This is a genomic window from Prevotella sp. ne3005, from assembly GCF_900110085.1.
Lineage (GTDB): Bacteria > Bacteroidota > Bacteroidia > Bacteroidales > Bacteroidaceae > Prevotella.
In genome coordinates this window covers 153,685-175,203 of record NZ_FOCK01000007.1, presented here as the reverse complement: position 1 = coordinate 175,203, position 21,519 = coordinate 153,685, and the positions used below count along the sequence as shown (strand labels likewise).

General features: G+C 51.3%; 17 protein-coding genes and 1 tRNA gene. 4 read left to right on the top strand and 14 right to left on the bottom strand.

Going from position 1 to position 21,519, the window contains the following annotated elements; all coding sequences use genetic code 11:
- Positions 1–36: 36 nt before the first annotated feature.
- Both BMY16_RS11820 and BMY16_RS11815 read right to left on the bottom strand, forming a co-directional pair.
- A complete protein-coding gene (locus BMY16_RS11820; RefSeq protein WP_091842697.1) occupies positions 37–1,953 on the bottom strand; it encodes an LptF/LptG family permease in 1,917 nt (638 codons plus the stop codon).
- A gap of 143 nt (positions 1,954–2,096) precedes the next feature.
- Positions 2,097–2,492, bottom strand: a complete 396-nt coding sequence (locus BMY16_RS11815; RefSeq protein WP_091842696.1) for an START-like domain-containing protein — start codon at positions 2,490–2,492, stop codon at positions 2,097–2,099.
- 135 nt (positions 2,493–2,627) lie between these two features.
- Here BMY16_RS11815 and BMY16_RS11810 point away from each other — a divergent pair.
- Positions 2,628–2,704 (top strand) — tRNA-Met (locus BMY16_RS11810).
- Positions 2,705–2,777: 73 nt separating this feature from the next.
- Here BMY16_RS11810 and BMY16_RS11805 read toward each other — a convergent pair.
- From BMY16_RS11805 to BMY16_RS11750, 12 genes are all read right to left on the bottom strand, one after another.
- Entirely contained in the window at positions 2,778–3,416 is a 639-nt protein-coding gene (locus BMY16_RS11805) for a cytidylate kinase-like family protein (protein WP_091842694.1), read from the bottom strand.
- A gap of 19 nt (positions 3,417–3,435) precedes the next feature.
- Complete coding sequence (locus tag BMY16_RS11800) at positions 3,436–4,521, bottom strand: GTP pyrophosphokinase (RefSeq protein WP_091842693.1); 1,086 nt, start codon at positions 4,519–4,521, stop codon at positions 3,436–3,438.
- Positions 4,518–5,111, bottom strand: coding sequence for an HD domain-containing protein (locus tag BMY16_RS11795; protein ID WP_091842691.1), 594 nt, complete (start codon positions 5,109–5,111; stop codon positions 4,518–4,520). Before BMY16_RS11795 ends, BMY16_RS11800 begins: the two co-directional genes overlap by 4 nt.
- Positions 5,112–5,135: 24 nt before the next feature.
- On the bottom strand, positions 5,136–5,774 hold the full coding sequence (locus BMY16_RS11790; protein ID WP_091842689.1) for a cytidylate kinase-like family protein: 639 nt from the start codon (positions 5,772–5,774) through the stop codon (positions 5,136–5,138).
- Between the two features lie 41 nt (positions 5,775–5,815).
- Complete coding sequence (locus BMY16_RS11785) at positions 5,816–6,286, bottom strand: cupin domain-containing protein (protein ID WP_091842688.1); 471 nt, start codon at positions 6,284–6,286, stop codon at positions 5,816–5,818.
- A gap of 84 nt (positions 6,287–6,370) precedes the next feature.
- Entirely contained in the window at positions 6,371–8,737 is a 2,367-nt protein-coding gene (locus BMY16_RS11780; RefSeq protein WP_244513045.1) for a glycoside hydrolase family 2 TIM barrel-domain containing protein, read from the bottom strand.
- Positions 8,734–9,885, bottom strand: a complete 1,152-nt coding sequence (locus BMY16_RS11775) for a glycoside hydrolase family 88/105 protein (RefSeq protein ID WP_091842684.1) — start codon at positions 9,883–9,885, stop codon at positions 8,734–8,736. The genes BMY16_RS11780 and BMY16_RS11775 overlap by 4 nt, the downstream gene beginning before the upstream one ends.
- Positions 9,886–9,994: 109 nt before the next feature.
- Positions 9,995–12,145 (bottom strand): glycoside hydrolase family 97 protein, encoded by a 2,151-nt coding sequence (locus BMY16_RS11770; protein WP_091842683.1) that lies wholly within the window; start codon positions 12,143–12,145, stop codon positions 9,995–9,997.
- Positions 12,146–12,158: 13 nt separating this feature from the next.
- The gene (locus tag BMY16_RS11765) at positions 12,159–13,178 is read right to left on the bottom strand and encodes a zinc-binding alcohol dehydrogenase family protein (RefSeq protein WP_091842739.1); all 1,020 of its coding nucleotides are present in this window, start codon (positions 13,176–13,178) and stop codon (positions 12,159–12,161) included.
- Positions 13,179–13,201: 23 nt separating this feature from the next.
- Complete coding sequence (locus tag BMY16_RS11760) at positions 13,202–14,152, bottom strand: aldo/keto reductase (RefSeq protein ID WP_091842681.1); 951 nt, start codon at positions 14,150–14,152, stop codon at positions 13,202–13,204.
- 10 nt (positions 14,153–14,162) lie between these two features.
- Positions 14,163–15,488, bottom strand: a complete 1,326-nt coding sequence (gene fucP / locus BMY16_RS11755; RefSeq protein WP_091842680.1) for an L-fucose:H+ symporter permease — start codon at positions 15,486–15,488, stop codon at positions 14,163–14,165.
- Positions 15,489–15,508: 20 nt separating this feature from the next.
- On the bottom strand, positions 15,509–16,369 hold the full coding sequence (locus tag BMY16_RS11750) for an AraC family transcriptional regulator (RefSeq protein ID WP_091842678.1): 861 nt from the start codon (positions 16,367–16,369) through the stop codon (positions 15,509–15,511).
- Positions 16,370–16,625: 256 nt separating this feature from the next.
- Here BMY16_RS11750 and BMY16_RS11745 point away from each other — a divergent pair, with 256 nt between their 5' ends.
- The 3 genes from BMY16_RS11745 to BMY16_RS11735 are packed head-to-tail and all read left to right on the top strand — an operon-like array spanning position 16,626 to position 21,518.
- Positions 16,626–17,015: an L-rhamnose mutarotase gene (locus tag BMY16_RS11745; RefSeq protein WP_091842677.1), complete on the top strand. Its 390-nt coding sequence runs from the start codon at positions 16,626–16,628 to the stop codon at positions 17,013–17,015.
- Between the two features lie 17 nt (positions 17,016–17,032).
- The gene (locus tag BMY16_RS11740; protein ID WP_091842675.1) at positions 17,033–18,649 is read left to right on the top strand and encodes an alpha-L-fucosidase; all 1,617 of its coding nucleotides are present in this window, start codon (positions 17,033–17,035) and stop codon (positions 18,647–18,649) included.
- Positions 18,650–18,662: 13 nt separating this feature from the next.
- Positions 18,663–21,518 carry a sugar-binding domain-containing protein gene (locus tag BMY16_RS11735; protein ID WP_091842673.1) on the top strand — a complete coding sequence of 952 codons (2,856 nt, stop codon included), beginning with the start codon at positions 18,663–18,665 and terminating at the stop codon, positions 21,516–21,518.
- Position 21,519 lies beyond the last annotated feature (1 nt).

Sequence of the window (21,519 nt, the reverse complement as noted above, 5' to 3'; positions counted from 1 at the left end):
CTTTTATATATTAAATATGTATTACCTTATATAATGTTATGCTTTTGCTTCTTGAGTTACCATCTGGGCAATGCGGTTGACAACAAGTCCGTTGGTCTCCGTGATTTTGTTCAGGTCTTTCCGTAGCCTGAGACGGAAACGGCACATCCTCAGATAGAAGAAAAGTCCTACGGGCAGTATCAGTCCGGTGACGATGTTGAGCCACTTCTGTCTGAACGGTCTGGTGTGGGCATGGGTTGCCACGATGGGGTAGTGGTTCAGATAGGCGATGATCTGACGGTCTTTCGTGTTGCCCAGATCCTCGATGACAGCCTCCAACTCTTCCACGATGCGCTCTATCGTCTGGTCGTCGCCAGGACGGAAGAACACTTCGATGGGATTGGGCAGGTGTAACAGCTTGTGCTGGGCGATATACTGGCCGATTTCCTCATTAATATGCAACAAGCTATCGGCGTCTTCCTGATATTTCGGATCCTCAATGATTACCTCCTTGCTGCTGACATGACGTTTCATTCGGAGTCCCAGCATCTTGAACAGCACATGCTTGTACATGTCGATGTTGAACACCACCGAGTCGTTGTTGGCCTTATAGGTAAAGAAGACTGCGATAGGCGTCAGGATGACGGTGGAGATGAGCATTCCGTACCACATCGTCCACTGGTCGTCGCGCGCCATCTTCTGTCCGGTACTGTCGAGGATGTAGTATATGATGAATACGAGCACCGACACGATGACGGGTACGCCCAGACCTCCTTTTCGGATGATGGCTCCCAAGGGGGCACCGATAAAGAAAAAGATGATACATGTAAATGACAGCGTGAACTTCAGGATGGCCTGTATCTGATGGGTTCTCTCCTGACGGTGCAGAGCTTTGGCATAGACGGCTTTCATCTCAAGGTCGCTCGCCACTGACTGCACATTGTTCATAGCCATCCTGATAGCCTCCTGCTGTTGCGTGTCGGGAAGGCGGTTGAAGAGCGTGTCGAAGTTGGCGGTTTCCTGTGCCACCTCCTTCATAATCTTCAGCGAGTCCTGCTTGCCGATTTCCGGTAATCTGAAATAGTAGCTTTTGGCTTCCTTGTAGAACGCATGACCTACGCTGTCGTTGAATTCCTTGATGGAGTCGAGGTCATGCAGGATCTTGCCCAACCCTTTGGCTCTGGCGTCTCCTGCAATTTCGTTCACGTCAGCCAGGTTGAAGTCTCCGTCAAAATCGAGCACGATGCGCTTCGACGAGAATGTCTCGCGACGATAGGGCACGTTGGCTGTCTCTGCCAGATCCTGTGAGCGCATGTTCTCATTCCAGACACCGTCATAGAGGTTCAGCAGCAGGTGCTTCTTCTCTGCCGTCGACTGCATCATGCCCGAGTCGGCGAGGATGATGGCCTGGTCTTCGTAGCTGCCCGTCATCCTATAGATCATGATGCCGTAGAGCATACCTGTGTTCATATCCTTCTTCTGCACATAGATGTTTGTGCTGGGAATGCCTGAGTAGAACATGCCTTCGGGTATATCTGCTTCTGGGTTTTTCTGTTTCATACCCAGAAGCAATCGGTAGAAGTCCTGATTGGCTCGAGGACCCACTATGTTCTGGAAGTAGAACGATATGCCCGCCATCAGTACCGATATTATTATGAGGGAGCGGAATGCCTGGATCAGTGATATGCCTGCTGCCTTGATGGCTGTAAGCTCTGAGCTTTCACCCAGATTACCGAATGTGATAAGTGAAGAAAGTAGGATGGCCAATGGGAACGCCTGTGGCATCAGCATCAGTCCCATGTACCAGAAGAACTGGGCTAAAATATCCAAAGAGAGACCTTTGCCAATCACCTCGTCGACGTAGCGCCACAGGAACTGCATCATCAACACAAACTGGCAGATGAAGAACGTTCCTACGAACAGCAGGCCGAACTGCTTCGTGATGAATATGTCTAATTTCTTAATGCGGAACATAATCAGCGTGCAAAGGTACAAAAAAGAAGTGAAAAGTGAAAAGTGAAAAGTGAAAAGTTGCCTTTGCGCTACAATTATTAACAATGTACGCGTATAAAACCTCCTCTTCCCTCCCTTTTTACCTTTTTACTTTCTCGCCTTTTTCACAGTCCGCTGGCTCTGTGCAGTCTTTCCAGATTACTCTCCCAGAGGATTCTCAACCCGTCGGCATCGTCATCATCCGCAAAGTCGGTAATCAGCAGGTCCAGATGATGCGTCAGGTCGCTCTTCCCGATGCGCATCTCCCAGAACGAATCATCGTCCTCCTCTTCCCACTGAAGTTTGATATGGTCGTATTTCACATATTCCACGAGAGATGCCCTTCTGACATCTTGATCCGTCCAAGGCTCACCCCAGGTAAAGGTGAATACACCATCCTCTTCCGTCACGTGGTCTGCAATCCAACGCTCGAGACCGTGCGCACTGCTGATCTGTTCCCACACGATGTTCGGCGACTTCGTGTTCAGGGGATATTCAATGTCTATTCTTTGCTTTCCCATACGCTTTAGGGGTTAGTTATTGACTGTTCTTCGCCACAAAATTACGAAAAATATCCGAAATACAAAATATTTTTATCGAAAAATTTTGTTAGTTCCCAAAAAAGTAGTACCTTTGCACCCGCTTAACAGCAAGATGGCGGGATAGCTCAGCTGGTTAGAGCGCATGATTCATAATCATGAGGTCGCCGGTTCAATCCCGGCTCCCGCTACCAAAGAAAAGTCAACGAGTTACAGAGATGTAGCTCGTTTTTCTTTTGCTGTCACTTTACTTTAACAACGGAATGTTTATCCGATGTACTGCATGATCATGTCTGCCATTTGCTCTTCTGTTTTGCCGTCGGCAGAGATGACAAGCTGGTAGTTGCGCGTGTCGTAGCGCGAGGTGCCAGTGTACTTCTTGACGTAGTTCTCGCGCATCTTGTCCACATGCTCGATAGTCTTGCGGGCCTCGTCCTCCGACATGTTCTGCTTGCGGGCCACGCGCTTTACACGGTGGTCCATCGATGCCTGGATGAGGATGCTTAAGTGATTGGGGTGATTGCGGAATACGTGGAAGCCACTGCGACCTGCCACGATGCATGACTGCTCGGCAGCGAGATCCTGCAATATCAGTGTTTCGGTCTTGAACATCTCATCGGTGGTCAGCAGGTCGGGGGCATCGCTCTTTTGTGGTAAGTAATAGTTCATGCCCATGCCTGAGTCTATCTTCAGGATACGTTCCACGTCGGCCCACCAGCTGTGCTTACGGCCCTTCATCCGCTCAATCTCAGCAGTCGTGAGGTTGTACTTCTCCTGCAAGGCCTTGATGACAGCCTTGTCGTAGAAGGGAACCCCTAATTTCTCTGCCAATAGACGGCCAACGGTGCGACCGCCACTTCCTAGCTCACGGTTGATAGCAATTACAAATTGTTCGTTCTTGTTCATTTCTATGTTGCGATTTTCTTTATTCAAATGATAACTTCTGAGCTTGCTCGAACACTTTCTTGGCGATAGACATGTTACCAGGTTGGTAGCCGTTTAACAAGTCGAATATCCGGCAGAGGCCTGCCGGGCCCTCACCCTGTTTCAGTACATAAACATAGCAGAGGTTCTGGATGCCAATGTTCTCCGAGAGGATGTCGAGGTCGGTAGCTCCAAGCAGTGATACCGCCAGCCTGTAGGCATCGTCGCTGTACTCCTCGACGAGACGGTTTACGTCGCCAAGTGTTTCCATGCCCAGTTCTTGTAGTACCCGCAGATAGGGCATCATCGGCACAGGAAACAGCTCGGCCTGGTTGATGGCGGTAATGCGCTTATTCAGACGATCGAAGGGACGTGCCTCTAAATAGCGGCGGAAGGTGTCGCTGTTCAGATTCACACCATCGAGCTGTCCTGAAGCTTCCAAGGCCAGCATCTGGCGGCGATAGTCAACCAGGACATTGCGCAGTCGGCTGAATTCCTCATCCATCAACTCAAGCATGCCGGCCATACGGCTGAACTGCCGAATATACTCGTGGGGAATCTTCACGTCGCCCTTGTAGCCGATGTCATGGTCGAGTGTACTCCATACGTGCTGTAGAGCTGTGCGCATCTGAATCTCAAAGCGTAGTTCGTTGAGCAGTGGCATTTCCGGATCGTCGACGACATTTTTGGGCAATCGGCAGATGTAGTGAAGCGAATTGTAGCCAAAGCTGTCTAAGCGATGTTGCTTGCGTTTGTCGACAGAGTTTCTCCTATCTACAATGAACGCTTCGTTCACGATGGCGGCTACTTTGTCTACATCAGCACTATAGAACGTTACCACACGTAATCCCACGATATCGGTTACATCGTCCAGCGTTTTATACTTGCCCCCCTTCAATTCTAGCTTTCCAGCAAGCGACGCTTCGGTCTTTATACGATGCTCCATGGCTGTCACCTTCACATGTTGGGCATCGAGGACATTGCGTAGTGTTTCGTCGGCCAGGTGCGACAGACGTTCATAGACGGGAATCCGCTCGTGATACTGTTTCATGAGCGTTTCTCCGTGCAGGTCAAGTTGGTAGTTCATAAGGCAAAGGGGTTTGGAGGAAACACTTGATTGATAAGATGTTCAAACTCCTTATAGGCAACGGTGTCTTGGAGTTCTCGGAGCGATGCGGCCAGCCCTCGGTAGTGCCACTCGTGGTCTTTGGGGTCCTTGGCATGGAAAATGTTCCAGAGCTTGTCGCCCTGTTCAGCATAGTCGCGGGCGATGGCTCGCATGTTTGATAGTTTGTCGCCTAAGGCTACTATCTTGGTTTCGCGGGAGGCATGGGCAAGACGGTCGATAGCGGCCTGCTTACGGGCTCGCCAGTTTTCTATGCTGTCCTGACTCTGATGGGGCTCATCGCTCTCTGCAGCAACAAAAGAGGCCACACGATCACCGAACTCGGCGCGAATCTGCTCTATGGTGACGTTGGTGTCCTCCACGGTATCGTGAAGGACAGCTGCGGCCAATAGCTCCTGGTCGCGTGTCATCGTGGCTACAATCTCCACGGCCTCCATGGGGTGCACGATATAAGGGAACCCCTTACCACGGCGCTCGGTTCCTGCATGGGCGTGGACGGCAAACACGATGGCGCGGTCCAGTAGTTCGGTGTCTAATGGTTTGTTTGCCATTGTTTATTCGAACAATTTGGTAAACTATTTGCTGCTCGAACGGTCGATAAAGTCCATGATAATCTCTGCAGCATCAGCCTCGCTCAGGTCGTCCATCGAGATGACGAGCTGGTAGTTGCGAGTGTCGTAGCGCGAGGTGTCCTCGTACTTCTTGATGTATGCCTCACGGGTAGCATCCATCTTCTCAATGATGGCGCGGGCCTCTTGTTCGCTGACATTCTGGCGGCGCATGACGCGCTGGACGCGATGTTCCATTGAGGCCTGAATAAAGATGTTCAAATGATTAGGCCATTCGCGGAACACCATGAAGCCCGTGCGGCCTGCCACTACGCATGATGTCTGCGTGGCCAGTTCCTGCAGGATGCGCTGCTCGGTTGCAAACATCGAGGCATTGTCGAGCTTCACTTCCGCCTCCATGGGCATGCTGGCGCTATTGACAAGCGTCTGGTAATAGGTGTTGATGTCATTCCACCATGATTTCTTCTGTGCCTTGATTTCCTCAATGCGCTCTGGTGAGAGTCCGGACTTCTGGGTCAGACCTTCGATAACTGCCTTGTCGTAGAAGGGCACTCCTAATTTCTCTGATAACAGGCGACCTACAGTGCGACCGCCGCTTCCTAACTCGCGGTTAATCGTGATTACAAATTGCTCGTTCTTGTTCATTTCTTTGTAAAGATTAGTGTCTTACACATCATGCGACTTGATTATTCCAGTGGAATCTCGGGATGCTGTACGGCTAGTGGCAGGCTGTCCTGCGAGAGGTAGAACATGTAGAGGATGACGGGCTTTGTGCCTCGGTTCTCACCGTGGTGGATGGTATTTACCATCTCTACGACAGCCTCGCCCTCATGAACCACTTTCTCCTTACCGTCCTGGCCGATGATGGTCAGTTCGCCCTGCACCAGTACGCCGTAATTCATTACAGGATGATGATGCCAACCCAGCTTCTGACCAGCCGGGAACACGTACTTCACGGCCACCAATTCTGGTCGGCCCTCGAAATAGTCGGGCAATTCTACGCCGTCCCAGCTCTGGCTGGTTCGTATTAGTTCTTCACTCGACACAGTCTGTGCGGCACTACTTTCATTTGTCTTAGCTTCTTTGCAACCCGTCAAAAAGGTTGTTGCGCCGCAAATGAGGGTGGCGGCGATCACCCAATTCATAATCTTTTTCATTGTTTTTGGGTTTTCTTGCGTGCAAAGATAATGTAATTCGAGCGAAATACCAAATAAATATGAGTTTTTATTTTTGGAGACCCATTATTGCGTAGTGAGTTTAGTGATAATGGTCTTATAGGCCCCACTTGTGGTCTTGAGGGTAACCTTCGAGGGTGTCTTACCTGCACGGAGGATTACCAAAGCAGAACCGTTCCACAGCCGGCGATGGCTAGTTACATTTAGTTCTTCGCTGTTGATGTCGCCATTGCTTACAGCCGCAATCTTGGCATCGCCTTCCACCTCAAATTTCAACTCATCTTGCGCCATCGGCACACGGCGGCCCTTACTGTCCACGGCCTCAATGCGGATGTGCATCAGGTCGGTGCCATCGGCCTTCCATTGGTTATCCTCAGGTGTAGCCACCAATTTAACGGCTTTGCCGGTGGTTTCGATCTTGTGGCGTGCTATGGGCTTTCCGTTGTTATAGGCTATAGCTTCCAACTTTCCGTCAGCATACTTGATGCTATTCCATCGTATTTGGTTGCGCTGTTTTGTGTCGTCTTTGGGATTCAGCTTTTTGCCCAGACTCTTCCCGTTGAGCAGTAGCTCTACCTCTTCGGTATTCGTATATGTGATAAGGCTCAATTCTTGCCCAGCCATTCGGTTCCAGTGGTCGCTCATGCCGTCGTTGCCCGTCTGCACGCCGTTCCACATCATATCTCCCTTTTTGTCGATGACGGCAATATGAACTAATGGCTCCTCGGGCTTGAAGATCGATTTCATCAGATAGGCTTTGGGTTTTGGCTCCAAGGAGATGTCGAAACAGCCCTGCGCCCATCCCTTGGCGGGCCATCCCTGACTCTCGCCTAGGTAGTCTATGGCGCCCCAGTAGGCTAGACCGATTACCTTGTCGAGGTTCATTTCAAAATAGTTCGGCCCCATGGCTGCCATCGAGGCCTCACTCTGGTAGAATGTCATCCATGGAAAGCGGTGACCGTCGCCAGGGAAGTACATATAGCGGTAGTTGTAGGCCTGAATATCCGTCTGCATGGCGAGGTCATGAGGTAGGGAGTCTGTCTCCCAGTTGCGGTATCTGGGATGCATGGCTACAGTCACTAGGCGGGTGGAGTCGTAACGCTGCAGGAGTGTTTTCTGTAGTTTGTACATTGTTACGCCAAAGTCGTTGAATGGCATATTGGGATCCTGTTGCAGTTCGTTGCCCAGACTCCAAAGGATGACAGAGGGGGAGTTGCGGTCGCGCTTTATCCACTCTGGTACGTCATTTTGCCAGAGTTGTTCGAAAGGTACCTTTCCCCCCGTATGTTGACGGGTCCACTTGTCGTAGAGTTCATCGACGAGCAGGATGCCATATTTGTCGCAGAGACGGATGAAATCGCGGCTATAGGGATTGTGTGAGGTGCGGATATGGTTCATGCCAAACTCCTTAATCAGCTTCAGGCGCTTCTCGATAGCCTTGGGGTAGGCCGCAGCACCGAGGGCTCCCAGCGTGTGGTGATTGGCATAGCCCTTCAGGATTACTTTCTTGCCATTAAGTTTCAATCCGAAATCAGGACCGAACTCTATGGTGCGGATGCCGAAGTCATCGCTTACCTCGTCGGCAACCGATCCATCTTCACGCAGTAGTTGGGCCTTCACCTTATATAAATGAGGCGTATCGAGATCCCAAATCTTCGGATTAGTGATTTTCACGTCGGTGGCGATGCGCTCCTCCTGGTGGCGGGCCATCTTGTGACGTTTCAGGGCAATGGTCTCATTATAGACGCATTTGCCATCGGGGGCCAGTATTTCTATGGCAATGATGGTTGCCTTTTCTTTCGTGAGGTTGGTAAACTCGGCACTGATGCTGACGAATTTGTTATCGCGTGTGGTGATGTAGAGGGGATGACGTCCAAAGTATAGATCCTTCGGAGTGCTGAAGATGCTCACGTTACGGAATAGTCCGCCACCTGTATACCAACGGGAGTTGCCTGGCTCACGGGTGTCGGCCACCACTTCTATCAGGTTGTCTTTTCCGTATTCTAAATCGTCGGTGATGTCGATTTCAAAGCCAATATAACCATAATTGGTACCACCTACGTGCTTCATGTTCACATAGACATCGGCGGTATACATGATACCCTCGAAGTCAAGTAAGACGCGCTGGCCTTTCAACTCTTTTGACGGTGTATAGTGCAGACGGTAGTAGCCTTTGCCCATCTCCTTGAAGCCACGGCTTGATAGACGGCTTTTGATGTTGGCTGCCACGTCAGTGTTATCGGCCTTCTCATCGGCAGCCGGAGCCACCCAGGGTTGTTCTATCTGGAAGTCGTGTGGAACATTCACCTGCTTCCATGGCCCTTCATCGTTGAGTCTAAATTCCCATCCGTCATTCAGGCACTCAAAATGACGCTGTGCTGATGCACTTAGCGTCATCAGCACAGCCGTTATTGCAATAATCTTTCTTTTCATTTTACGAGATTATAGTATTCAACACCACCGAGGAGGAAGCAGCCTGTACCATAGTCTTCGAAGTCGGGCACTTTAGTGTAAGAGAGGGGTTGTCCTGCAGAAGGATCCTTGCCAGTACCCTGTGCCCATCCGAGGAATCCGTCGGGATGTACACAGTCGTGCACCAAACCTTCCCATGCCTTATCGCAAACGGGCTTGTAGACAGTGCTCTTCAGATAACCCTTTTGGATGCCCCACGCCATACCATAAAGAAATAGTGCCGTGCCACTCATCTCCTTACCACCGAAGTCGGCATAAGAGACCAAACTTGGATTCCAAAGTCCGTCTTCGGGGCGCTGACAATTCTTCAGAGCCTCACTCATCAGCAGAAAGTCCTTTTTCAACTCCTTGTGGTATTTGTCATTAGGCTGTAATAGGTTCATGCAACGTACCAAGGCGGCATACACCCATCCATTTCCACGGCTCCAGTAGCAGTTCTTTCCGTCGGGAGTTTTGTAGGGAGCCACATAGTCCTTGTCACGCCACCATAGCCCCTCTTTCTCGTTAAAGAGTCCGCCAGCCAGCGTGTTACGGCTCCAACGATACATCTTCATGGCGTGGTCGGCATACTTGCGGTCGCCTGTTACCTGATAAACCTGCATATAAAGTGGCATGGCCATTTGTATGGCATCTATCCATGTCCACCAGCCATAGAGTGATCCTTCAGCCTCCGGCTTCTGGTTATTCGGGGTTTTCATCTGGTTGTCAAGGTTCTCAATGATTTTGGCAATCTTCTCCTCACCGCCACTCTGGAAGTAGCGTTCCAGGTAGGTCTGTCCGCAGCACTGGTCATCAGCATCATTCGTCTTCACGCCATTGCGTGGTGTCCATTGGTGGAAGTTGGCCCAGCGATCCGTATAATCAAGATATCGCTCTTGAGGGTCTATCTCATAGAGCGCCATCAGCCCTTCGTAGTATACGGCCCTAGTCCATAGCGACGAGGGACGAATACGGTTTACGTTCGTTGGTAGGGTCGGGTCGGCATACTTCGCCATGAAATAGTCGTTGGCGAGTCGCAGGGTTTTCATCACATCGTTTGCCTTGTCGCTCTGGGCCATCATCATGCCGGCCATCGTCAGGGCGAGGAGAGTCAGGAATATCTTTTTCATTGTTTTGTAGTTTATTTAGTTTGTTGAATCTGCTACAAAATTACAAAATATTCCTGATTCTCCCATACTTTTTGCCAAAAAACATAGTCTTTCTCGCAAAAAGTGCAGTTTAATCTATAGCCCTAATGGTATATCTTTCGTTTGAGTTGTAGTCGCGGTCTTTGTCTTTGCCGAAATATTCAAGCAGATATTCCTTGTTCCTGATTCTGGTGACTCTGATGAATACTTCTCTGTAAGTCTCGCGACCGTTATTCATATAGCGCTCATAGGCATTATAGGTCGTAGACTTCTTACTCTCTTTATTTTTTACAAGTTTGAAGGCAGATACATTGCGGTGGCTTTGGGCAATGTCAACATAGAGGCTATCGCCCGTAGACCTGAATAGTATTTCACCGCTCTGAGAGAGATACTTGCCATTAAACTCAAAAGATTGTGGTATGACGAGCACAAAACCGCCTCGGGGTTGAAGGGCCATCTCGGTGGGGAGGGCCTTGACGGTGTGAATGTCCCATGCCTTATTGGCGGCATCGGCAAAAACAGTAGCCTGGCTGCCAGGGATGAAGCTTAGATCGAGGTTGAGGGTCTGGGCTTCGTCGCGGCCGTTAATGCCTGCCACATACCAAGTGTTGCCATTACGGCGGGCTAGCACCACACTCTCACCAGGGTAACCGCTTACAAAACGGGTTTCGTCCCACACGGTGGGCAGCTGCCCAAAGAAATCCTGTACCTGCTGAGGCTGAGCATAATAACTCTCAGGTTTATCAGCGAGATGCTGTAGGGTACTCTCGTAGAGTACGGTGAGCGCCAGCTCATGGGCATTGCTGGTGATATGGGGATGCTGGGAATCGCTGAAGGCGCAAGGGGTGTAGTCCATCGGACCAATGACGTTACGGGTGAAGGGCAGGGTGGCATTGTGGCGGGCGGCCTGTGTGGTGAATGTGGGTACGTTGTTATACCACTCGGCACCATAGACACCCTCGGTTGATACGAGATTAGGCCACGTGCGCTGCCAACCACGGGGTACTGTGGCACCATGGAAGTTGACCAGCAGGTGATGGCGTGCGGCACTCTCAAGCAGGTCGATACAATAGTCCATGTTAAGCTGACTGTCGCCAGAGAAAAAGTCGATCTTCACGCCTGCCACACCGATTTTCTCACACCAAGCGAACTCTTTCTCGCGGTCCTCAGGCTTATTGAGGCGGAACTTCGGGGTGGGGGCGCCATCGATCCAACCCACGGATGAGTTGTACCAAATGATGGGCTTGACCTTGTTGTTGACAGCATATTTAACAGCGTCCTCAATGGTCTTTCCGTTGAGCATTTCGTCCCACTCGGCATCGATGAGCACATAAGGCAGATGGAGTTTGACTGCCATATCTACATACTGACGGATGATGTTGTAGTCGTTGGAACCATGATTATAAGCCCAGTAGATCCATGATACCACGCCGGGCTGAATCCATTCGATGTCGCTCAGCTGGGAGGGCTCAGAGACATCGGTGATGAGCGTAGATTCTATGATGTCTGCAAGGTTGCCGATGATAGCGGTTCGCCAAGGCGTGTGCCAGTTACCACTGAAATGAAGCGGGTTCTCGGCAGGTGTGACTCGGAAGAGTTCTTTGTCGTTATAGAGGCAGGAGGCACTTTGGCCATGCTCGATATTGGCCTCGGAGATAAGTGTAAACACACCGTCGATAGGCTCCAAGAGGGTGGGATAGCCCCAGCGGATGTTCCATCCGTCAGCAGATTTAGTGACGCCGCTGAAATTGCGCACAGGCAGAGTCTTGTAAGAAGTTGTGAGGGGAAAGAACCCTTCGTAGGAGTCTGTCCACTGCTGCATCCAACGTTTAGTACCTTCGGCAATGCGGTAGGTGGTAAGTTCTTTGGGCAGTACGGCATCCTTGAGGTTGGTGAATTCATAACGGAAGGCGATGCCGTCGTTATAAAAGCGTACAATCATTCTGACATCCTGACCCAGGGCTGAGACGTATTCGTTGGCCTCGTTGCTGCACTGTAGCCGTTTACCGCCCAGCATGGCGTATTCCTCCTTGAAGTGACGGCGGAAGCAGAATGGCTGGGGCGTGGTCATGCCTTCGAAACCCACGACAGGGATGTCGAGCACCTGCTTCTGGTTGAAACTGACGGTAAGGCCACCGTTGTTGAGATTGGCAGTGATGCAGCCATTAGGCGACATCATCTGCTGTGCTGAGGCCTGCAGGGTAAGGCAGGCCAAGGCTATAACGACGAACATTCTTCTCATAACTATAGGTTTTTTATTGAAAATCGACGAGGATGCGGAATACCTTGCCAGGGTTCTCTGCCCATTGGTTCATGGCAGTCTCGGCATCCTCAGGCTTCACCTCTTTGCTAATCAGGCGGTCGACGGGACAAGTACCACGTTCCAGATAGTGGATGACGGCACGGAAGTCAGAGGGCTGTGCATTGCGGGAACCTCGGATGTCGAGCTCCTTTTGTACAAAGTACTTGGTTTGGAACGATACTTCACTTTTGGCATAACCGATGCAGATGACGCGGCCTGTGAAGGCAACCTCGTCGACGGCCATCTGGTAGGTGGGCGTACTGCCAACTGCCTCGATGACGACATCAGGGCCGAACCCGGAGGTCATCTCCCGCAGCCGTGCATGTACATCCTCGGTCATGGTGTTGATGGTATAACTGGCTCCCATCTCTTTGGCAAGGGCCAACTTCTCGTCGTCGATATCGGCAGCCACGACGGTAGCACCACGCTGAACAGAACGCACCACAGCACCCATGCCAACCATACCGCAGCCAATGACCAGCACCACGTCAATATCGGTGACCTGGGCTCGGCTGACAGCATGGAAGCCAACACTCATCGGCTCGATAAGTGCACAAGTGCGGGGGGTGAGCAGACCAGCGGGAATCACCTTCTCCCAAGGCAGGGCGATATACTCACACATGGCTCCCCAACGCTGGACACCCAGTGTCTCATTGTGCTCGCAGGCATTTACACGCCCATTACGGCATGAGGCACACTTGCCACAGTTGGTGTATGGGTTCACTGTGACGGTCATACCGGGCTTCAGGCCCTCGGGCACGTTCTTGCCTACACTGACAATTTCTGCACCCACCTCATGGCCTGGTACTACTGGCATTTTTACCATAGGGTTGCCGCCACGGAAGGTGTTGAGGTCGCTGCCGCAGAATCCTACATATTTCATTTTCAATAAAACCTCATCGTCGCCCATCTTGGGCTCGGCGATATCAATCACCTTCATCACAGAAGGTTCACTTATCTGAATTGCTTTCATTTTTACCTTTTTATTTACCTTTCTCAAGAATTCTTCCATCTTACAAACATCTGGTCGCCGATAATCTCCTGCACTTTCTGCACCAAAGCCTCGTCCATAGGATCGTTTACGTAGCCGATGTTCTTCAGCACATTGTCGGGATTGGCACTACTGAAGAGGGTGGTGGCGATGCGGGGATTATAGCTGGTGGAGAACTGGATGGCGAGCTTCTCAATGGGGTAGCCCTGCTCCTGACAATAGGCTGCGGCATGGGCACAAGCATTCTGCAGATCCTTGCCGGCAGGATGCCAGGCGGGGGCACCGCGCTGGGATAGCAGGCCCATCGACAGCGGTGAGGCATTGATGACGCCTACGCCATGCTGCTCGAAGAAGCCGAGATAGTCTACGAGCAATGTGTCGTTCAGACTGTAGTGGCAGAAGTTCAGGATGCTCTCCACCGTACCCTCTTCGCAATGCTCGATAACCCACTTCAGATTCTCTGGCTGCAGGTCGGTGATGCCCACATGCCCCACGATGCCTTTCTTCTTCAGTTCCACAAGGGCGGGCAGGGTCTCGTCGCAGACTTTCTGCAGGCCTCCCTCCATGCCTGCCTGGAACTCGATGTCGTGAACGTTGATCAGGTCGATATAATCCACATTCAGGCGCTCCATACTCTCATAGACGCTCTCTGTGGCGCGCCGGGCACTATAGTCCCATGTGTTCACGCCGTCCTTGCCGTAGCGTCCCACCTTGGTGGAAAGGAAATATTTGTCACGAGGAATCTCCTTCAGGGCCTTCCCCAGAACCATCTCGGCCTTTAGGTGACCATAGTAAGGGGATACGTCGATGAAGTTGATGCCATTGTCGACTGCCGTGTGTACGGCCTGGATGCCTTCTTCCTCGCGAATACCGTGGAAGACACCTCCTAATGACGAGGCGCCGAAACTGAGGTTCGACACCTTCATGCCTGTTTTTCCAATCTCGTTGTATACCATATTATTTTTTTTAGACTTTTACCTTTTCTCTTGCGTAGTGGATTCTGAAACCATAGGCCGTGACGATGATGAAGCAGATCAGTGGCAGTACGAACGATGCGTTGGCGGCGGGGAAATTGCCGAACACCGTCACTTGGTCGATGATCATAGCCTGAAGCGGAGGTAATACAGAGCCTCCGAGGATGGCCATAATCAGACCTGCCGCGCCAAACTTCGCATCGTCACCCAGTCCGTCAAGGGCTATGCCGTAGATGGTGGGGAACATGAGTGACATGCAGCCACTCACACAAACGAGGCAGTAGACGCCCATGCGGTTCTGGAACCCGATGACGCCTGCCGTGAACACCATTGCCAGGATTCCGAAAATAGCCAGTAGCATGGCGGGCTTCACATATTTCATCATGAAGGTGGCGATAAAACGCGAACAAATAAAGAAAATCATCGCGTAGATGTTGAACTGCTGCGACAACACCTCGGCACTCTGTTCATCCATTCCCTCAGCCATGAATACCCGGGTGCCGTACTGGATGATGAAGGTCCAGCACATAATTTGGGCGCCAACGTAGAAGAACTGGGCAATGACACCCTCGCGGTAGTATTTCAGCGAAAAGATGCGGCGGATGGTGACGAGGAAATGGATGTCGTGGTTGGCGTCGCCAATCTTAGGCATCTTGGTGAATCGCATCAGCAGGAACATAGCCACGATGACGAGTCCGATGATAAGATAGGGCGATATCAGAACACTCAAGTCGGCGTCCTTCAATACCTCAAACTCTGCGTCGCTCAGCAGGGCGCGCTCGTCGCTGCTCATGGGGTTCAGCTTGGCCTGGATGAAGTTCATGGCCACAAACATGCCGATGATCGAACCGCAGGGGTTGAAACATTGGGCCATGTTCAGGCGGCGGGTGGCAGTCTCTTCTGGTCCCATCGTCAGGATGTAGGGATTACAAGAGGTCTCAAGGAACGACAGTCCACAAGTCATGATAAAATAAGCCACAAGGAAGCATCCATAGATGCCTATGCCCTTGGCAGGGAAGAACAGTAGGGCGCCTGCGGCATAGAGGGCGAGCCCCATGAGCACACCGGCCTTGTAGGAAAACTTGCGGATAAAGATGGCAGCGGGGAATGCCATGCAGAAATAGCCGCCATAGAAGGCTACCTGGACCAGTGAGCCATCGGTCACGTTCATGCGGAAAATCTTCGAGAACGCTTTCACCATTGGGTTGGTGATGTCGTTGGCAAAGCCCCAGAGGGCAAAGCAGAACGTGACGAGGATGAACGGCAATAGATAGCTCACTCCGTCCTTAGTTATCAAAGATGATTGTTGCTTTTGCATATTGTTTGTTGTTTAGATATTCATTCAAAGTGACTCTCGCGGTATTGCAGGGGCGTGACGCCGGCATTCTTCTTGAAGATACGGTTAAAGTAGGAATAGTCGTCATACCCCAGTGAGTCAGCGATACTCTTGATGGGCAATGCTGTCGTGACCAGTGAGAGCTCTGCCTTTTCGAGCTTCCGTTTGGTGATGTAGACATTGGGCGTCTCGCCTGTCTCACGCTTAAAGACGCGGATATAATGGTCTTTAGACATACAGGCTTTGTCGGCCAGCAGGTCGATGTCGAGGCGGGAGCCGATATTTTTCCGGATATAGTCCAGCGACACTTGGATACGGTCGTCCCTGACCTCGGCCTTAGGTGTGGCATACTTTAGGAAGCGCGACATGAGCACGAAGAGGATGCCCCGCGACTCCACCTTGTCGCAGAACGGACGGCGCTGGTTCAGCTGAAGGTTACTGACTAGAGTCTGGTGATTGTCGTATGCGTCGGGGTTCGACTGGGGCAACTTCAGGAAGGGGTTGATGAAACAAAGACGCTTGACGAGTTCCAGGTCGGTATTGCATGCATTCACCTCCATGGGATAATCCCATTGTTCGAGAATACTCATTTCACTCTGCAGGTCCTCATAGATGTGGATATAGTAATGCGAGAATGTTGAGTCGCAGATATAGCTGTGTTTGGTGTAGGCAGGGATAAAATATAGATGGTGGGGAGTCAGCGTGTACACGCCTGAGGGCATCTCTATCTGAGCCGTTCCCTCGGTGACATAATAAAGACGGGCAAACGGACTGCGCACGTTTTTCCAGTTCCAGTCACCGTGGTGGTTGGCAAGTCCCACGTTGAGGGTTAGCAGGTGGAGTTTATCGATAGGATAGTTCATAATAAGCGGTTGATGTCGATTCTGACCGCAAAAGAACAAATAATTTTTCATATATGCAACTTTTTGGGAGATTATTTTACTGATACCCCGAAAACTCACTATCTGATATCGATATTGTTCTATAAAAGCAGGACTTTATCAGAGTGCTTTTTAACTCCGTCGATTTCGTCCCATTCAAAGTCGACAATTATCTGTTGTCTTCTGGAATTGTTTGCTTATCTTTGCATACCGTAAATAACAATGAAAAGACTACTATATGGAAAGTAAGACAACTGGTTACCAATGTAAGATGTACAACATGCCGGTAAAACGGTATTGTCAGACGATGGATTTGAAAAACGACGAAGCGCTGATTGCCAAGTACAAAAAGGCCCATGACCGTTATCATGCATGGCCCGAGATCAGGGAAGGCATTCGCGCCGTAGGTATTCTGGAGATGGAGATCTACATCCTCGGCAATCGCCTGTTTATGATTGTGGAGACACCGCTCGACTTTGACTGGAAAACGGCGATGGCCAAACTTGCCTCCCTACCACGACAGGCAGAGTGGGAAGACTATGTGGCCATGTTCCAGGACTGCGAGAAAGGAAGTTCTTCCAGTCAGAAATGGAAAATGATGGAAAGAATGTTTTATCTTTACGAATAATTTTGTACTTTTGCAGCATGAAACGATTATTGATGACCTTGTCGATGTGTTGTGGTATGGCCGTTGTGTTCGGTCAGACCTATCAGGTGCCCGTGTCAGAGCAGCATGAGAAGATGCTGACGGGCAGGTATCAACCTACTTGGGAATCTCTGGAGACGCATCAGACGCCAGAGTGGTTCCGTGATGCTAAGTTTGGCATCTGGGCGCATTGGGGCCCCCAGTGCGTGGAGGGCTCAGGCGACTGGATGGCCCGTTCGATGTATATGGAGGACAGTCGTGAGTACAAGTGGCACGTGGAGCATTATGGCCACCCATCAGAGTTTGGCTTCAAGGATGTGCTGCCTTTGTTCAAGGCCGAGAAATGGGATCCGGAGGCACTTGTGGAGCGCTATAAGCGTTGTGGCGCCAAGTATTTCTTCGTATTGGGCAATCACCACGACAACTTCGATCTCTGGGACTCTAAATACCAGGAGTGGAACTCTAAACGGATAGGTCCTAAGAAGGATATCCTCGATGGATGGGCCAAGGCGGCCAAGAAGGCTGGGTTGCCGTTCGGTATCTCGTTTCATGCCGACCATGCGTGGACATGGTATGAGCCCGCCCAGCGTTATGACATCAAGGGACCGAAGGCTGGCGTCTATTACGATGGCAACCTGACGAAGGCCGACGGAAAGGGCAAATGGTGGGAAGGACTCGACCCGCAGAATCTCTACCAGCAGCGTCATCCGATGAGTTATGACTCTTGGAGCAACGGAAAGGTGCACGACCAGTGGGGGTGGGGCGAAGGCGCTTGCCCGCCGTCGCAGGAGTTTGTCACCAACTTCTATGACCGTACCCTCGATGCCATCAATCGCTATCATCCCGACCTCATTTACTTCGATGTGACCGTGTTGCCCTTCTATCCCATCAGCGACTGCGGACTGAGGATTGCCGCACATCTTTATAATAAGAACCCGCGAAGTGTGGTGTTCGGCAAGATCCTGAACGACGACCAGCGCAAGGCTCTGACGTGGGATGTAGAGCGCGGCGCGCCCAATGAGTTGATTGATATCCCCTGGCAGACCTGTAACTGCATCGGCAACTGGCACTATAAGACCAGCATATACGAGAAAGACGGCTACAAGAGTGCCGAGACGGTGGTGAAGCAGCTCGTGGATATCGTGTCGAAGAACGGCAATCTGCTGCTGAGCATCCCCTTGCGGGCCGATGGTACCTACGACGACAAGGAGGCCAAGGTGCTCGACAACCTCGAAGCCTGGATGTCGGTCAACGGCGAGAGTATCTTCGGAACCCGTCCTTGGGTGAAATTCGGCGAGGGACCAGTTGCAGAGACAGATATCAAAATCAATGCCCAAGGCTTTAACGAAGGAATGTACAGTAAACTTGATGCCCGCGATGTCCGTTTTAATCAGACAAAGAAATATCTCTATGCAACGGCCCTGGGCTGGCCTGAGAACGGAACGCTCGTCATCAAGTCGCTCGCCAAGGGCAATCCCGATTTCAAGAAGACCATCTCGAGCGTATATCTGTTGGGATATGGCAAGCTGAAGGCTCAACAGACCTTCGAAGGGCTGAAGGTGGTGCTGCCAAAGCCGTGCAACGACATCGCTCCCGTTTTGAGAATCCAGAAGTAACGGCATAATAACAATGAAGAGACTACTGCTTATACTATTCACTATCCACTCCGCACTATTCGCTTCCTCTCAGGAGGTGATCAGTTTGTCAGGCTCATGGCAGTTTGCGCTTGGCGATTCAACAAAATATCAGGACTATGTGCTGCTGCCTGGTTCGATGCAGACCAATGACCAAGGCTTCCCTGTTACGGTGGACACCCGCTGGACGGGCTCGCTCTACGACTCCAGCTATTATTTTAATCCCTATATGGAGAAGTATCGTCAGGAAGGAAACATGAAGTTCCCTTTCTTCCTGACGCCTGAGAAACACTATGTAGGTGGGGCGTGGTATCGGCGCAGCGTCTATGTGCCAGAGTCGTGGAAGAAACGGCATATCACCCTCTACCTAGAGCGCCCGCATATTGAGACCACAGTCTATGTGAATGGTCAAAAGGTGGGTAGCGACAATTCGCTTTCCACTCCGCATCTTTTCGATGTGACCGACTATATCCAGCTGGGAGCGCGGAATACCATCGCGGTGTTTGTCTATAATGGCATCGACCACGTGGGGGTAGGGCAGGACTCGCATAGTGTAACAGATCAGACTCAAGGAAACTGGAACGGTATTGTTGGGCGGATGGAACTCCGTGCCCAACCCCAGCGCCTGCATATCGACAAGGTTAGAATCTATCCACAGCCCTCAACCAGTTCTGTCCGTTTGCAGGTGGAGCTTCAAGGATTGTCACCCAACTTCTCATTCTACGAGATGGAGGTTATGATTCAGCAGGAAGGACGTGACTCTGCCAATCTCTATGTCACTCATTTCGACATAAATTCTAAAGTGATGGATGTCGAGATGACGCTGCTGGGAGGGGCGTTCTTGTGGGACGAGTTCCATCCTAATCTCTATCGCATTGGTATCGGCGTAGGCGATGATTATTATGAAACAACCTTTGGCATGCGTGAGGTCCTGGTGGATGGAAGGCAGATTGTTCTGAACCATCGTCCGATCTTCCTGCGGGGCACGGTGGAGAATTGTTGCTTCCCTGAGACGGGCTACCCTCCTACGGATGAGGCGGCATGGTTGCATATCTTCCGGAAATGTAAGGAATACGGTCTTAATCATATGCGATTCCATTCCTATTGTCCGCCTGATGCGGCTTTTGCTGCAGCTGATAAGGTGGGCTTCTACCTCCAGCCAGAAGGCCCGTCGTGGCCTAACCACGGTGCGAAGCTGCTGGCCGGACAGACGATTGACAGTTATCTGCTGCAGGAGAGCAAGCGCATTGTTGACACTTACGGCCATCACCCCTCCTTTATCATGATGGCAGCAGGCAATGAGCCTGCCGGCAACTGGGTGGAATATTGCAATAAGTGGGTCAATGAGATGAAGCGCTATGACCCTACCCGCATCTACTGCGGTGCTTCTGTCGGTGGCGGTTGGGCCTGGGATGACGGCTCCGAGTATCATGTCAAGGGTGGTGCCCGTGGACTCGACTGGGATCGTCGTGCCCCCAGCAGCGATGACGACTACTACAGCCAGATACTCCGTCCGCGCAACTATAAGGACTCTGTTGACAACAACTCGCCTATCATCGCCCATGAACAGGGGCAGTGGTGCGCTTTCCCCGACTTCAGGGAGATTCCCCAATATACTGGTGTCTATAAGGCTCGTAACTTTGAAATCTTCCGCGACTTGCTCAGCGATAACGGCATGGCTTCTCAAGCTGAGAAATTCCTGATGGCGAGCGGTAAATTGCAGACACTCTGTTATAAATATGAGATTGAGCGCAATTTGCGCACCAGCGACTATGCCGGTTTCCAGCTTTTGGGACTGAACGACTACAGTGGCCAGGGTACGGCGCTCGTCGGGGCGCTCAACGTCCATTGGCGTGAGAAGGGATATACCAATGCCCGTGAGTGGCGACAGTTCTGCTCGCCCATCGTGCCATTGGCGCGTTTTCCCAAGTTTGTCTACACCACAGCCGACAGTCTGGTGGTGCCTGTCGAGGTATACAACGCCATGTATGGTAATATCCGGAGTGCGCGCGTCAACTATTATATAAATAATGATGCAGGCCAGGTGCTGTGTGGCGGCAGGCTCTACGGGGGCGACATCCCGCTCGACAAGCATACACCCATAGGCACCGTAAAGATGGCGCTCGACAGTATTGAGGTCCCCGGGAAGTACACGCTGACCGTTTCCGTCGGCGGCAATCAGTATCAGAACCATTGGGATTTCTGGGTCTATCCTGACACCCTCGACAGCGTGAGCCACGACGGTATCCTGATTGCCGACTCGCTCGACGCAAAGGTGCTGGATGCCCTGAAGCGTGGCGGCAAGGTGCTGCTGACGGCTGCGGGAAAAGTGCGCCTGGGCAGTGATGTCGTACAGCATTATCTGCCTGTGTTTTGGAATACCTCTTGGTTTAAGATGCGCCCGCCTCACACCACAGGCGCCTATATTGACCAACAACATCCCTTATTCAGACACGGCTTCCCCACCGATGACTGGGGCGACCTGAACTGGTGGGAGTTGCTGAACAAGGCTCAGGTGATGAACCTTCAAGACTTCCCGAAGGACTACCAGCCGCCCATCCAACCCATCGACACATGGCATATCTCCCGTAAACTGGGGATGCTGGTCGAGGCAAAGGTGCTGAACGGCAGCCTGCTGATGACAACGATGGATATCGCTTCTGATTTGGATCACCGTATCGTGGCGCGTCAGATGCGCGAAGCCATCCTTTCCTATATGGACAGTGCAGACTTCGCCCCTTCGCTGACGCTTAAACCAGAAGTTATTCAGAATCTTTTCACGAAAGACGGTCCGAAGGTCAGCATGTTTACGAAGGAATCCCCCGACGAACTGAAACCCAAACTGAAATAAA

What these genes read in the sequence shown, in the direction of transcription:
- BMY16_RS11820 (WP_091842697.1), bottom strand. Translation starts at nt 1,953, where the DNA reads ATGTTCCGCATTAAGAAATTAGACATATTCATCACGAAGCAGTTCGGC.
- BMY16_RS11815 (WP_091842696.1), bottom strand. Translation starts at nt 2,492, where the DNA reads ATGGGAAAGCAAAGAATAGACATTGAATATCCCCTGAACACGAAGTCG.
- BMY16_RS11805 (WP_091842694.1), bottom strand. Translation starts at nt 3,416, where the DNA reads ATGAACAAGAACGAACAATTTGTAATTGCTATCAACCGTGAGCTAGGA.
- BMY16_RS11800 (WP_091842693.1), bottom strand. Translation starts at nt 4,521, where the DNA reads ATGAACTACCAACTTGACCTGCACGGAGAAACGCTCATGAAACAGTAT.
- BMY16_RS11795 (WP_091842691.1), bottom strand. Translation starts at nt 5,111, where the DNA reads ATGGCAAACAAACCATTAGACACCGAACTACTGGACCGCGCCATCGTG.
- BMY16_RS11790 (WP_091842689.1), bottom strand. Translation starts at nt 5,774, where the DNA reads ATGAACAAGAACGAGCAATTTGTAATCACGATTAACCGCGAGTTAGGA.
- BMY16_RS11785 (WP_091842688.1), bottom strand. Translation starts at nt 6,286, where the DNA reads ATGAAAAAGATTATGAATTGGGTGATCGCCGCCACCCTCATTTGCGGC.
- BMY16_RS11780 (WP_244513045.1), bottom strand. Translation starts at nt 8,737, where the DNA reads ATGAAAAGAAAGATTATTGCAATAACGGCTGTGCTGATGACGCTAAGT.
- BMY16_RS11775 (WP_091842684.1), bottom strand. Translation starts at nt 9,885, where the DNA reads ATGAAAAAGATATTCCTGACTCTCCTCGCCCTGACGATGGCCGGCATG.
- BMY16_RS11770 (WP_091842683.1), bottom strand. Translation starts at nt 12,145, where the DNA reads ATGAGAAGAATGTTCGTCGTTATAGCCTTGGCCTGCCTTACCCTGCAG.
- BMY16_RS11765 (WP_091842739.1), bottom strand. Translation starts at nt 13,178, where the DNA reads ATGAAAGCAATTCAGATAAGTGAACCTTCTGTGATGAAGGTGATTGAT.
- BMY16_RS11760 (WP_091842681.1), bottom strand. Translation starts at nt 14,152, where the DNA reads ATGGTATACAACGAGATTGGAAAAACAGGCATGAAGGTGTCGAACCTC.
- fucP (WP_091842680.1), bottom strand. Translation starts at nt 15,488, where the DNA reads ATGCAAAAGCAACAATCATCTTTGATAACTAAGGACGGAGTGAGCTAT.
- BMY16_RS11750 (WP_091842678.1), bottom strand. Translation starts at nt 16,369, where the DNA reads ATGAACTATCCTATCGATAAACTCCACCTGCTAACCCTCAACGTGGGA.
- BMY16_RS11745 (WP_091842677.1), top strand. Translation starts at nt 16,626, where the DNA reads ATGGAAAGTAAGACAACTGGTTACCAATGTAAGATGTACAACATGCCG.
- BMY16_RS11740 (WP_091842675.1), top strand. Translation starts at nt 17,033, where the DNA reads ATGAAACGATTATTGATGACCTTGTCGATGTGTTGTGGTATGGCCGTT.
- BMY16_RS11735 (WP_091842673.1), top strand. Translation starts at nt 18,663, where the DNA reads ATGAAGAGACTACTGCTTATACTATTCACTATCCACTCCGCACTATTC.